This is a genomic window from Pseudomonas sp. 8BK, from assembly GCF_902506475.1.
Classification (GTDB): Bacteria; Pseudomonadota; Gammaproteobacteria; order Pseudomonadales; family Pseudomonadaceae; genus Aquipseudomonas; species Aquipseudomonas anguilliseptica.
Genome location: NZ_LR733252.1, coordinates 551,926 through 564,614, shown reverse-complemented (window position 1 = coordinate 564,614; position 12,689 = coordinate 551,926). Strand labels below are relative to the sequence as shown.

Here is a 12,689-nt window from a genome sequence, read left to right as displayed (position 1 = left end):
ATGCAGATCAATCGCCGCGCCTTTCTAGGGCTGAGCATCGCTGCTGTTGCCGCCACGGCAGCGGCCGCCGGCACTTATGGTGGCTGGACGCTGATGCACAGCGGCGCCCAGCCGCTGCTGCTGTCGGCGCGCAACGACAGCGCTGGCAAGCACTTCGCGGTGGGTTACCGGCTGGATGGCAGCCAGGTGTTTGCCACCCAGGTCAGCGAGCGCTGCCACGATGTGATCGGCCATCCGTTTTTGCCTATGGCGCTGTTTGTCGGCCGTCGCCCGAGCACCCAGAGCTACTTGATCGACACCCGCGACGGCCGTCTGCTGCAGACCCTGAATTCGCCCAAGCAGCGCCATTTCTACGGCCACGCGGTGTTCCACAAGGACGGCGAATGGCTGTACGCCACCGAGAACGACACCTCCGACCCCGGTCGCGGCGTACTCGGTGTCTATCGCCTGCAAGGTGAACAGCTACTGCGCAGCAGCGAACTGTCGACCCACGGCATCGGCCCGCACCAGCTGCTCTGGCTGCCAGACGGTGAAACCCTGGCCGTAGCCAACGGCGGCATCCGCACCGAGGCCGATAGCCGGGTGGAAATGAACCTCGACGCCATGGACTCCAGCCTGGTGCTGCTGCGCCGTGACGGCAGCCTGATCAGTCGGGAGCAGCTGCCCGAACGGATGAACAGCGTGCGCCATATGGCCGTGGCCAGCGACGGCACCCTGGTCACCGGCCAGCAATATATGGGCGAGATCAGCGATGTGGTGCCGCTCTTGGCGATCAAACGCCCTGGCCAGCCCTTCCAGCACTTTCCGGTAGCCGATGCGCAGCGCCAGCTGATGAACCAGTACACCGCCAGCGTGGCGATCCACAGCGAGCTGCGCCTGCTGGCGTTGACTGCTCCCCGCGGCAACCGGGTGTTTATCTGGGATCTGGACAGCGCCGAGCTGCGCCTGGATGCGCCCCTGGCCGACTGCGCCGGCGTTGGCGCGGTAGCCGACGGTTTTGTGGTCAGCAGTGGCGTTGGCCGTTGCCGCCTGTATGACTGCCGCAGCCCCCAGATCAGCAGCAAGCCCCTGCAGCTACCTGCCGGCCTGTGGGACAACCACCTGCGCCTGGCCTAGACCGCCCCACCGCTGAATCTATAACACGCCTGCGGCACGTTAAAGAACGCTGCCGCAGAGCCGATCTATACTCCTAGCGAGCCGCTGCTTCTCGGCAATCCGGCCCAGCTGATACCAGTCGATAGGGATCTTCGCAGTTAGGGCGCGCTCAGCGTCACTGGCATCCCGCCTTCCACACTCAGGGGTATCACCCATGTTTCTGCAAAAATCTTTGCGCGCGCAAATTCTCGCTCTGCTCGGCGGCAGCCTAGCGCTGATTCTGGTCACGGCACTGGCCTGTTTCAGTTTCCTCTCCAGCGGCATGCAGGCCTACCGTGGCCTGCTTGAGGGTCCGTTGGAGGCCTCGACGCTGATCGACTCGACCAACCTGAACTTCAAGACCCAGGTACAGGAGTGGAAGAACGTGCTGCTGCGGGGCAGCGACAAAGCTCAGCTGGACAAATACTGGAGCCAGTTCGAAGCGCAGGAACGCAAGGTGCAGGACCTACTGGGCAAATTGAGCGAGCTGACCGGCGACGACCGTGCGCTAAAAACCAAGGTCGATACGTTGCGCAGCGAACACCAGGCGCTTGGCGCCAACTACCGCAAGGGTCGCGATGCCTTTGTCGCTGCCGGCGGTGACGCGGCGGTCGGCGACAAGGCGGTCTCCGGCATTGACCGCAACACCACCCAGCAGATGGAGGCCCTGGCCAGCGAACTGCACCAACAGAGCCTGGATCAGGCCAGCCTGATCAATGCCTCGGCCGACCGCACCATCACCCTCGGTACCCTGCTGATGCTCGGCGCCACCGTGGTCATTGCCCTGTTCAGCCTCTGGTTGATCAACCGCAACCTGATCAACCCGATTCGCGAGCTGATCGAACATATCGCGCAACTTAGCCGAGGCAACTTCGGCCAGCACGTAGACGCCACGCGTCAGGACGAGCTGGGGAAACTCGCCGTGGCCGCAAATATCCTGCGCGACTTCCTCGCCGACACCTTTACCCGCCTGAAACGCAGCACGGCGGATCTGGATACCGCCAGCGGCGAGCTCAACTCCATCGCCACACTGATGGCCCAAGGCACTCGCGAGCAGTTCTCGCGCACCGATCAGGTCGCTACGGCCATGCATGAAATGTCCGCCACCGCCCAAGAAGTCGCGCGCCACGCAGCCGAAGCCGCCGGCGCGGCCGATGCGGCCGACAGCGCTGCGCGCCAGGGCGAGACGGTGATGCAGGCGACCATCAAAACCATCACCGATATTCGCGGAGAGATCAGTAACACCTCTGAGGTGATTCGCCGCCTGGAAGCCGACAGCGGGCGCATCGGCAAGGTGCTGGAAGTGATTCGCGGCATCGCCGAACAGACCAACCTGCTCGCGCTTAACGCGGCCATCGAAGCGGCGCGTGCCGGCGAACAGGGCCGCGGTTTTGCCGTGGTGGCCGATGAAGTGCGCACCCTGGCGCAGCGCACCGCCGAATCCACGGCGGAAATCCACCAGATTATCGACACTGTGCAAACCGGCGCGGTCAATGCGGTGCGCGCCATCGAAAGTGGCCAGACCCGCAGCGAGGCCGGGGTAACCCAGGTCACCGAGGCCGGAGCCACCCTGCAACTGATCACCAGCGCAGTGGAGGCGATTCGCGATATGAACCGGCAGATCGCCACCGCCGCCGAAGAGCAGACCTCGGTGGCCGAAGACATCTCGCGCAACCTCACCGAAATCACCGCCATCGCCACCGCCAATCAGGAGAACGTGGAGCGCACCGAGAGCGCCGGGCAAAACCTGCAAATCCTCTCCGGACAACTCAACGAAGTGACCCAGCGTCTGAGCGCTTGATCGGCGCAACGCAACACACAAAATGCCAGCACATGCTGGCATTTTGCTTTAAAAACACTTGATCAACCTGGCAACTTTTGCACCGCAATCTTTTGCAAATGCGAATCTTTGACAGGCCACGGCGAGGGGTCTAATGTGCCCCTCTTGCCTATTCCCAGGCCCTCATCCGCTTTGCCAAGGAACCGGAATATGTTGCTTCGCCGCATGCTGATCATGCTCGGCGCAGTACTCGTCGTGGTACTCGCCCTCGCCGCCTACAAAGGCTTTTCCATCTACCAACAAGTGCAGATGTTCTCGGCACCGCAGCCGGCCATCAGCATTGATGCCGCGACAGCAGAAGAACAGCCGTGGCAGGGTCGCCTGCCAGCCATCGGCACACTCAAGGCCTTCCAGGGTGTAGACCTGACCGTGGAGGTCGGCGGCACCGTGCAGCAGGTGCTGTTCCGCTCCGGCGAACAGGTCACCCTGCAGCAGCCACTGATCCAGATGGACAGCGATGTCGAGCAGGCCAGCCTGGGCACTGCGCAGGCCGAACTGGGCCTGGCCCGCGTGGAGTACGAGCGCGGTCGTAGCCTGGTCACCCGCCAGAGCATCTCGAAAAGCGAGTTCGACCGCCTCTCCGCCAGCCTGCAGAAGGCCAATGCCAGCGTCGCCCAGCTGCAGGCACAACTGGCGAAGAAGCGCATCCTTGCGCCCTTTGCCGGCACTATCGGCATCCGTCAGGTGGATGTCGGTGACTACCTGGCCTCCGGCACCACCATTGCCACTCTGCAGGACCTGAGCAAACTCTACGTCGACTTCTTCCTGCCCGAACAGGCGGTGCCCAAACTGGCCATTGGCGAGCGCGTGCGCTTCAGCGTGGCGGCTTACCCAAACGAGGTGTTCGAAGGCGAAATCGCTGCGATCAACCCCAAGGTCGAGGACACCACCCGCAACGTGCAGGTGCGCGCCATGCTGGCCAACCCGGAGAGCAAACTGCTGCCCGGCATGTTCGCCAACCTGGAAGTGCTGTTGCCCGGCGAGCAGAACCTGATCGTGGTACCGGAAACTGCCATCACCTACACCCTCTACGGCAACTCGGTGTACGTGATCGGCGAGAAGAAGGGCGAGGACGGCCAGGTGGTCAAAGATGACAAAGGCCAGGCTGAACTGGTGGTCGAGCGCCGTTTCGTCGAAACCGGCGAACGCCGCGACGGTCAGGTGGTGATTCTCAAAGGCCTGCAGGCCGGTGAACAGGTGGTATCCGCCGGCCAGCTGAAGCTGGATAACGGTGCCCACGTCAGCATCGCCAACGCGCAGGCCAAGCCGAGCGACGAGTAATCGCGCAGGCGTAAAGGAACTTATTTATGGCTTTTACTGATCCCTTTATCCGTCGCCCGGTATTGGCGACCGTGGTCAGTCTGTTGATCATCCTGCTTGGCTTCCAGGCATTCAGCAAACTGACCATCCGCCAGTACCCGCAGATGGAAAACGCCCTGATCACGGTGACCACGGCTTACCCCGGGGCCAACGCCGAGACCATTCAGGGCTATATCACCCAGCCGCTGCAACAGAGCCTGGCCAGCGCCGACGGTATCGACTACATGACCTCGGTCAGCCGGCAGAACGTGTCGATCATCTCGATCTATGCGCGTATCGGCGCCAATAGCGACCGTTTGTTCACCGAACTGCTGGCCAAGGCCAACGAGGTGAAGAACCAGCTGCCGCAGGACGCCGAAGACCCGGTACTGAGCAAGGAAGCCGCCGACTCCACGGCGCTGATGTACATCAGCTTCTACAGCCAGGAACTGAGCAACCCGCAGATCACCGACTACCTGTCGCGGGTGATCCAGCCCAAGCTGGCCACTCTGCCCGGCATGGCCGAGGCCGAGATTCTCGGCAATCAGGTGTTCGCCATGCGCCTGTGGCTCGACCCGGTGAAGATGGGCGCCTACGGCGTGACCGCCGGCGACGTCAACGACGCCGTGCGCAAGTACAACTTCCTCGCTGCTGCGGGTGAAGTAAAAGGCGAGTACGTGGTCACCAGCATCAACGCCGAAACCGACCTGAAGTCGGCCGAGGCCTTTGCTGCCATCCCGCTGAAGACCGTGGGCGACAGCCGCGTGCTGATCCGCGATGTGGCGCGGGTGGAAATGGGCGCGGAAAGCTACGACTCGATCAGCTCCTTCGATGGCACCCCCTCGGTGTACATCGCCATCAAGGGCACGCCGGGGGCCAACCCGCTGGACGTGATCAAGGAAGTGCGCAAGGTCATGCCAGACCTGGAAGCACAGCTGCCACCCAACCTGAAAGTTTCCATCGCCTACGACGCCACGCTGTTTATCCAGGCGTCCATCGACGAAGTGGTGAAGACCCTCGGCGAAGCGGTGCTGATCGTCATCGTCGTAGTGTTCCTGTTCCTCGGCGCGTTCCGCTCGGTGCTGATCCCGGTGATCACCATCCCGCTGTCGATGATCGGCGTGATGTTCTTTATGCAGCTGATGGGCTACTCGATCAACCTGCTGACTCTGCTGGCCATGGTGCTGGCCATCGGCCTGGTGGTGGACGATGCCATCGTCGTCGTGGAAAACATCCACCGGCATATCGAGGAAGGCAAAACACCGTTCGATGCGGCCATCGAGGGTGCGCGGGAGATCGCCGTGCCGGTGGTTTCGATGACCATCACCCTGGCGGCGGTGTACGCGCCTATCGGCTTCCTCGAGGGCCTTACGGGCGCACTGTTCAAGGAATTTGCCCTGACCCTGGCCGGCGCGGTGATCATCTCCGGTATCGTCGCCCTGACCCTGTCACCGATGATGTGCGCCAAGCTGCTGCGTCATGAAGAGAACCCATCGGGCCTGGCGCACAAGCTCGACCAGATCTTCGACAATCTCAAGCAACGTTATCAGCGCGCCCTGCACGGCACCCTGGATACCCGCCCGGTGGTCCTGGTGTTTGCGGTGATCGTCATGTGCCTGATCCCGGTGCTGCTCAAGTTCACCAAAAGTGAACTGGCCCCGGAAGAAGATCAGGGCATCATCTTTATGATGGCCAGCGCGCCGCAACCGACCAACCTGGAGTACCTGAACAAGTACACCGATGAGTTCGTGACCATCTTCAAGGAGTTCCCCGAGTACTACTCCTCGTTCCAGATCAACGGCTTCAACGGTGTGCAATCGGGTATTGGCGGCTTTCTGATGACGCCGTGGAACGAGCGCGAACGCACCCAGATGGAGATTCTGCCGGAGGTGCAAGGGCGCCTGTCGCAGATCGCCGGCCTGCAGATCTTCGGCTTCAACCTGCCGTCCCTGCCGGGTACCGGTGAGGGTTTGCCGTTCCAGTTCGTGATCAACACGCCGAACGATTACCAGTCGCTGCTGCAAGTGACTGAGCGGGTCAAGCAACGCGCGGTTGAATCCGGCAAGTTCGCCTTCCTCGACGTCGACCTGGCCTTCGACAAGCCGGAAGTGGTGGTGGAAATCGACCGCGAGAAAGCCGCACAGATGGGTGTGTCGATGGAAGACCTCGGCCTGACCCTGGCCAGCCTGCTTGGTGAAGGCGAGATCAACCGCTTCACCATCGACGGGCGCAGCTACAAGGTGATTGCCCAGGTCGAACGCGCCTACCGCGATAACCCGGAGTGGCTCGGCAGCTACTACGTGAAGAGCGAAAGCGGCGCGATGCTGGCCCTGTCGACGCTGGTCAAGGTCAGCGACCGCGCGCGGCCGACCCAGCTCAACCAGTTCCAACAGCTCAACTCGGCGATCATCCAGGGCGTACCAATCGTCAGCATGGGTGAAGCCGTCGAGACGGTGACGCAGATCATGCGCGAGGAAGCCCCGGCCGGTTACGCCTACGACTTCGCCGGTGCGTCGCGCCAGCTGGTGCAGGAAGGCAACGCGCTGTACATAACCTTCGGTCTGGCCCTGGCGCTGATCTTCCTGGTGCTGGCGGCACAATTCGAGAGCTTCCGCGACCCGCTGGTGATCATGGTCACGGTGCCGCTGTCGATCTGTGGTGCGTTGATTCCGCTGTTCCTCGGTCTGTCGAGCATGAACATCTACACCCAGGTGGGCCTGGTGACGCTGATCGGTCTGATCACCAAACACGGCATTCTGATCGTCGAGTTCGCCAACCAGCTACGCCGTGAGAAAGGCCTGTCGCGTCGAGAAGCGGTCGAAGAGGCGGCGGCAATTCGCCTGCGTCCGGTGCTGATGACCACCGCGGCGATGGTCTTCGGCATGGTGCCGCTGATCCTGGCCACCGGCGCCGGTGCGGTTAGCCGCTTCGACATCGGCCTGGTAATCGCCACCGGTATGTCGATTGGCACGCTGTTTACCCTGTTCGTGCTGCCCTGCGTGTACAGCCTGCTGGCGCAGCCCGATGCACCAGCGACAACGGCCAAGGCCCACTAACAAAAAAGCCCTGCAGTGCAGGGCTTTTTTCTATCTGTCGATCACCCACCGAACAGGCTCAACCTTGTGACCGAGCACCTTGGGACAGGCTGAACATAAACAGCAGCAGGTCGTGATCCGGCTTGAGCGCCTCGGCCGTTCGTGCCTGGGGTGGCAACGGGCAGTAGCCGCGCTCATTGAGGGTGATGACCTGGGGGCTGGCTTCCTGCCAGGCCGCCGCCGCGAGCGAGGCCACGCTGAGCGCGGTCACCAGGAACAAACCTCGTGCGATTTCTAGCTTCATCACTGCAACCTCTTGATAGCGCTGCCAAACGCTGTTTGTAGACCCTAGATCACTGATAACCGCAGTGTCGCGCTTTGCGACCAGCGGTCGTTACTGCCGGACTCTACCGGCAACTCCATCCAGATCATCCTGATCCACAAGCAAGCCATTTAGCTGGCCAGGCTTCGAGCTACGTTTGCACCAATGGTTCAATACGCGAACAAACCAAGGATTGGGTCCGTATCAGCGCACCCGAAGGTAACAACCCAAAAGTCACTTAATTGCCCAATTGCATCAATGTGGTGCGAGATAGAACCTGCGGTTTTAAAACAGCCACAGGCAAAACCGTAACTGGCACAACCTCCAGCCACACGACAAAAGCGGCGTGGTAGAGCACATCCAGGTGAGGTCAACACACGAAGCGGCAATGCTGAACAGCAGCACGGCGCAAATTGACAGGCTCCAGTCCGGGAGCACGCATCACACAAAGCAATTGGCGTACCGCTTTGCCGCGAGGGACTGTTATAGCCGAGAGAAATGAAAACCCCGTGACAGGCACGGGGTTTTCTTTACAGCGTACAGGTCATCTGGCGATGGCCTGTGGGAGCCGGGCAGGCTTACATCATGCCGCCCATGCCACCCATGCCGCCCATGTCTGGCATACCGCCAGCGGCCGGCTTGTCTTCAGCCACTTCGGCGATCATCGCTTCGGTGGTGATCATCAGGCTGCCGATCGAAGCTGCAGCTTGCAGCGCCGAGCGGGTGACCTTGGCCGGATCAAGAATACCCATCTCGATCATGTCGCCGTAGGTGTCGGTAGCGGCGTTGAAGCCGTAGTTGCCCGAACCCTGCTTGACCTTGTCGACCACAACGCTTGGCTCGCCGCCAGCGTTGGAAACGATCTGACGCAGCGGTGCTTCAACAGCACGACGCAGCAGAGCGATACCCACGTCCTGATCGGCGTTGTCGCCTTTCAGCTCGCTGATTGCCTGCAAAGCGCGAACCAGAGCCACGCCACCGCCAGGTACCACACCTTCTTCAACGGCTGCGCGGGTCGCGTGCAGGGCGTCGTCAACGCGGGCTTTCTTCTCTTTCATTTCAACTTCGGTGCCGGCACCGACCTTGATCACCGCAACACCGCCAGCCAGTTTGGCCAGACGCTCTTGCAGCTTCTCTTTGTCGTAGTCGGACGTGGTGTCTTCAACCTGCTTACGGATCTGCGCAACGCGCGACTCGATATCAGTCTGCTGACCTGCACCATCGATGATGGTGGTGTTTTCTTTGCTCAGGATCACGCGCTTGGCGTTACCCAGGTGCTCCAGGGTAGCGCTTTCCAGGCTCAGACCGATCTCTTCGGAGATTACGGTACCGCCAGTCAGAACAGCGATGTCCTGCAGCATGGCCTTGCGACGGTCGCCGAAGCCCGGTGCTTTAACAGCAGCGACTTTAACGATGCCACGCATGTTGTTCACAACCAGAGTCGCCAGGGCTTCACCTTCAACGTCTTCGGCCACGATCAACAGCGGACGACCGGACTTGGCTACAGCTTCCAGAACTGGCAGCAGTTCGCGGATGTTGGAGATCTTCTTGTCAACCAGCAGGATCAGCGGGCCGTCGAGCTCGGCAACCATGGTGTCCGGCTTGTTGATGAAGTACGGGGACAGGTAGCCACGGTCGAACTGCATGCCTTCAACAACCGACAGTTCGTTTTCCAGGCCCGAGCCTTCTTCAACGGTGATCACGCCTTCTTTACCGACTTTTTCCATGGCTTCGGCAATGATTTCGCCGATGGAGCTGTCGGAGTTAGCGGAGATCGAACCTACCTGAGCGATGGCCTTGGTGTCCGCGCATGGCTTGGACAGTTTCTTCAGCTCAGCAACGATGGCGAGGGTTGCCTTGTCGATGCCGCGCTTCAGATCCATCGGATTCATGCCGGCAGCGACGGCTTTCAGGCCTTCGTTGACGATGGCTTGAGCCAGAACGGTGGCGGTGGTGGTGCCGTCGCCAGCGTCATCGTTAGCACGGGAAGCCACGTCTTTAACCAGCTGCGCGCCCATGTTCTCGAAGCGATCTTTCAGCTCGATTTCTTTGGCAACGGAAACGCCGTCTTTAGTGATGGTCGGAGCGCCGTAGCTCTTCTCGATGATCACGTTACGGCCTTTCGGGCCGAGGGTAGCTTTTACCGCGTCAGCCAGAACGTTGACACCAGTCAGCATTTTCTTGCGGGCGGAATCGCCGAATTTAACTTCTTTAGCAGCCATGATGGTTATTCCTTGATTCGTTCAAATAGAGCGGAATTCGTAGCGACGGTGCGCTGAAATCAACCTTCAACGACAGCGAGGATTTCGCTCTCGCTCATTACCAGCAGGTCTTCGCCGTCAACCTTGATGGTGTTGCTGCCGGAGTAAGGGCCAAACACCACTTTGTCGCCGACTTTAACGGCCAGGGCACGCACTTCACCGTTGTCCAGCACGCGGCCAGTGCCGACAGCGAGGATTTCACCGCTGTTGGCTTTCTCGGCAGCGGAACCTGGCAGCACGATGCCGCCTGCGGTTTTCTTTTCTTCTTCGCTGCGACGGATTACGACGCGGTCATGCAGAGGACGAAGCTTCATTGTCGATCTCTCCCAATAGGTGGTTTACAGCGGCCGGTGTATGCACCGGCGGGTTAGCAAAGTCCGGCGAGGCCGGTAGCGCTACGCCAGGCGCAGCGCTGAAGTCTGATCTGCCGATACGACAGAAAACCTTGCGGTGACCGCTACATAAGGGCGCACAAGGGGATTTCAAGGGCAGAGGGTGAAATTTTTAATATGTGGACGCCTTTTTACGAGCCGCAAATCAGTCGCGGCGTTCGTATTCGCCTTCCAGCACATTGGGTTGGCCTGCACCCGACCGAGCGTGCCCGGAGCGTGCGGCCTGATCGTCGAAAAAGGCACGTTGACGCATGGCCTGCTCCGCGGCACGCAGGCGCACCTTGTTGACCAGCAGACGGCGGGTGAAGGGGATCAGGCAGAACACACCGAAGATGTCGCTGATAAAACCCGGCAGCAGCAGTAAACCACCACCAACGGCGATCAGCAGGCCTTCGAGCATTTCCTGCTCAGGCAACTCACCGCGCGCCAGCTTTTCCCTTGCGCGCCAGGCGGTGGCAACGCCGGCTACACGCAGCAAAACACTGCCGAGAATGGCAGTGCCGATGACCAGCAGCAGTGTCGGCAACACGCCGATGGAGCTACCCACCTGAATCAGCAGGGCCAGCTCGATGATCGGAAACAGTAAAAACAGAAACAGAAAAGCACGCATCAAAGGTTCCTTAACGGAAGATCAGCTTCCAGTAAGTGTGAAGTATGGGGTGTCGAGCTGAATTCAAGCTGAAGCCTGACCATCGGCCGGCCAGATCTCGGCGCGGGCCAGTGCTACCAAGGCCTGGCGCACCTCCAGCGGACTGTTACAGGATGTTGGAAAGGCCAGCCAATACAGGCTCTGGCCAATACGCAGGTGGAAACCTTCGCTGTCGATACCGACCAGTTCGGCCGGCGTATGGCTGGGCAACCCGGCCAACTCGACATAGTGGGCGATGGCTGCGGTATGATCGCTGTTCATATGTTCGAGCATGCTGATTTCAGCATCGCCGGCAAAGGGATTGGCCAGCGCCACCTGTTCCAGCCAGTGAATCGCGCCAAAACCACCGATATAGCGCCAGCGCACCGGTTCCAGCCGCCAGAAGTCGAAATCATGCGCCTGGTGATAGCCGCGCGAATCGGGGAAATAGCGGTAATAGCGCTGCGCCGCCGCTGCAATCTGTTCCTCGTCATCCAATTGTCGTGCTTGCGCGAGCAAAGTAAGACGTCCGACCGCCTGCACATCCTCCGCCCCGCGCTCGCCCACCAGCAGCGAACATTTACCGTCTTGTTTGAGGTTATGGGTGTGCTGAGCGATGCGGCTGATCAGAATCAGCGGATAACCGTCAACATCCAGGCAATAGGGCACCACTGATCCGAAAGGGAAACCCGGCATGGCCTTGGAATGGGTGCTGAGCACACCCCGGTATTCCTTGAGCAGCAATTCTCGGGCATGCTTGCCGGCTTTCACGCTCACCTTATGACTCCTTGCATAGAATCCGTCACAGAACGGCAGGCGCCTAGATTAACCGCCGGCAAGGCCACACGACACCATTTGAGGGGACACGCGATGCAACTTAAAGACAAAGTCATCATCATCACTGGCGGCTGTCAGGGCCTGGGCCGCGCCATGGCCGAATACCTGGCGGAAAAAGGCGCCAAGCTGGCACTGGTCGACCTGAACCAGGAAAAACTCGACGAAGCCGTGGCCGCCTGCAAGGCGCTGGGTGTGGAAGCGCGCGCCTACCTGTGCAACGTCGCCAATGAAGAACAAGTGACCCAGACCGTGGCCCAGGTGGCCGAAGACTTTGGCGCGATCAACGGCCTGGTGAACAACGCCGGTATCCTGCGTGATGGCCTGACCATCAAGGTCAAGGACGGCGAAATCACCAAGCTAAGCCTGGCGCAGTGGCAATCGGTGATCGACGTCAACCTGACCGGCGTGTTCCTCTGCACCCGTGAAGTGGCGGCGAAGATGATCGAGCTGAAGAACGAAGGCGCGATCATCAACATCTCCTCGATCTCCCGCGCCGGCAACATCGGTCAGGCCAACTACTCCGCCGCCAAGGCCGGTGTAGCCGCTGACACCGTGGTCTGGGCCAAGGAGCTGGCGCGTTACGGCATCCGCGTTGCCGGCGTAGCGCCGGGCTTTATCGAAACCGAAATGGTCGCCAGCATGAAACCGGAAGCGCTGGAGCGCATGACTTCGGTTATCCCGCTTCGCCGCATGGGCAAACCGGCCGAGATCGCTCACTCGGTGGCTTACATCCTGGAAAACGACTATTACACCGGTCGCGTTCTGGAGCTGGATGGCGGCCTGCGGTTGTAATCCGCTAGATCGAGCACTCCACAAAAAAGCCCCGCAAACGCGGGGCTTTTTTGCTCTTAACTTTTCAAGATCTAGCGAGCTAGAGAGCAGCAAGGCGCTACGCCAGTAACAGCCTCCGGCTGGACAAAACGGCGAGGAAGCGGACTGGG

At 60.6% G+C, this 12,689-nt stretch carries 10 protein-coding genes; 5 read left to right on the top strand and 5 right to left on the bottom strand.

The features are described from left to right. Positions 1-6: 6 nt before the first annotated feature. From ACIN8IBEIGE_RS02535 to ACIN8IBEIGE_RS02520, 4 genes are all read left to right on the top strand, one after another. Positions 7-1,116: a DUF1513 domain-containing protein gene (locus tag ACIN8IBEIGE_RS02535; RefSeq protein WP_178124383.1), complete on the top strand. Its 1,110-nt coding sequence runs from the start codon at positions 7-9 to the stop codon at positions 1,114-1,116. A 676-nt stretch (positions 1,117-1,792) separates the two neighbouring features. Then, on the top strand, positions 1,793-2,935 hold the full coding sequence (locus ACIN8IBEIGE_RS02530; RefSeq protein ID WP_372240002.1) for a methyl-accepting chemotaxis protein: 1,143 nt from the start codon (positions 1,793-1,795) through the stop codon (positions 2,933-2,935). 189 nt (positions 2,936-3,124) lie between these two features. Further along, positions 3,125-4,255: an efflux RND transporter periplasmic adaptor subunit gene (locus ACIN8IBEIGE_RS02525; RefSeq protein WP_160013263.1), complete on the top strand. Its 1,131-nt coding sequence runs from the start codon at positions 3,125-3,127 to the stop codon at positions 4,253-4,255. Between the two features lie 26 nt (positions 4,256-4,281). Further along, positions 4,282-7,329 (top strand): multidrug efflux RND transporter permease subunit, encoded by a 3,048-nt coding sequence (locus tag ACIN8IBEIGE_RS02520; RefSeq protein WP_160013262.1) that lies wholly within the window; start codon positions 4,282-4,284, stop codon positions 7,327-7,329. A 58-nt stretch (positions 7,330-7,387) separates the two neighbouring features. Here ACIN8IBEIGE_RS02520 and ACIN8IBEIGE_RS02515 read toward each other — a convergent pair whose 3' ends face one another. From ACIN8IBEIGE_RS02515 to ACIN8IBEIGE_RS02495, 5 genes are all read right to left on the bottom strand, one after another. Beyond that, positions 7,388-7,612, bottom strand: coding sequence for a hypothetical protein (locus tag ACIN8IBEIGE_RS02515; protein ID WP_090382500.1), 225 nt, complete (start codon positions 7,610-7,612; stop codon positions 7,388-7,390). Positions 7,613-8,208: 596 nt separating this feature from the next. After that, positions 8,209-9,852: a chaperonin GroEL gene (gene groL, locus ACIN8IBEIGE_RS02510; RefSeq protein WP_160013261.1), complete on the bottom strand. Its 1,644-nt coding sequence runs from the start codon at positions 9,850-9,852 to the stop codon at positions 8,209-8,211. A 59-nt stretch (positions 9,853-9,911) separates the two neighbouring features. Beyond that, positions 9,912-10,205: a co-chaperone GroES gene (locus ACIN8IBEIGE_RS02505; protein WP_090249058.1), complete on the bottom strand. Its 294-nt coding sequence runs from the start codon at positions 10,203-10,205 to the stop codon at positions 9,912-9,914. Between the two features lie 223 nt (positions 10,206-10,428). Next, complete coding sequence (locus ACIN8IBEIGE_RS02500; RefSeq protein WP_160013260.1) at positions 10,429-10,893, bottom strand: FxsA family protein; 465 nt, start codon at positions 10,891-10,893, stop codon at positions 10,429-10,431. 63 nt (positions 10,894-10,956) lie between these two features. Further along, on the bottom strand, positions 10,957-11,688 hold the full coding sequence (locus tag ACIN8IBEIGE_RS02495; protein WP_160013259.1) for a HugZ family protein: 732 nt from the start codon (positions 11,686-11,688) through the stop codon (positions 10,957-10,959). Between the two features lie 93 nt (positions 11,689-11,781). On the opposite strand from ACIN8IBEIGE_RS02495, the gene ACIN8IBEIGE_RS02490 reads away from it, so the two are divergent. Continuing rightward, a complete protein-coding gene (locus tag ACIN8IBEIGE_RS02490; protein ID WP_090382479.1) occupies positions 11,782-12,540 on the top strand; it encodes an SDR family oxidoreductase in 759 nt (252 codons plus the stop codon). Positions 12,541-12,689 lie beyond the last annotated feature (149 nt).

Excerpts from the sequence above, each read along its gene's own strand:
- ACIN8IBEIGE_RS02505 (WP_090249058.1), bottom strand. The coding sequence starts at position 10,205 with ATGAAGCTTCGTCCTCTGCATGACCGCGTCGTAATCCGTCGCAGCGAA.
- ACIN8IBEIGE_RS02520 (WP_160013262.1), top strand. The coding sequence starts at position 4,282 with ATGGCTTTTACTGATCCCTTTATCCGTCGCCCGGTATTGGCGACCGTG.
- ACIN8IBEIGE_RS02525 (WP_160013263.1), top strand. The coding sequence starts at position 3,125 with ATGTTGCTTCGCCGCATGCTGATCATGCTCGGCGCAGTACTCGTCGTG.
- ACIN8IBEIGE_RS02490 (WP_090382479.1), top strand. The coding sequence starts at position 11,782 with ATGCAACTTAAAGACAAAGTCATCATCATCACTGGCGGCTGTCAGGGC.
- ACIN8IBEIGE_RS02530 (WP_372240002.1), top strand. The coding sequence starts at position 1,793 with ATGGAGGCCCTGGCCAGCGAACTGCACCAACAGAGCCTGGATCAGGCC.
- ACIN8IBEIGE_RS02500 (WP_160013260.1), bottom strand. The coding sequence starts at position 10,893 with ATGCGTGCTTTTCTGTTTCTGTTTTTACTGTTTCCGATCATCGAGCTG.
- ACIN8IBEIGE_RS02515 (WP_090382500.1), bottom strand. The coding sequence starts at position 7,612 with ATGAAGCTAGAAATCGCACGAGGTTTGTTCCTGGTGACCGCGCTCAGC.
- groL (WP_160013261.1), bottom strand. The coding sequence starts at position 9,852 with ATGGCTGCTAAAGAAGTTAAATTCGGCGATTCCGCCCGCAAGAAAATG.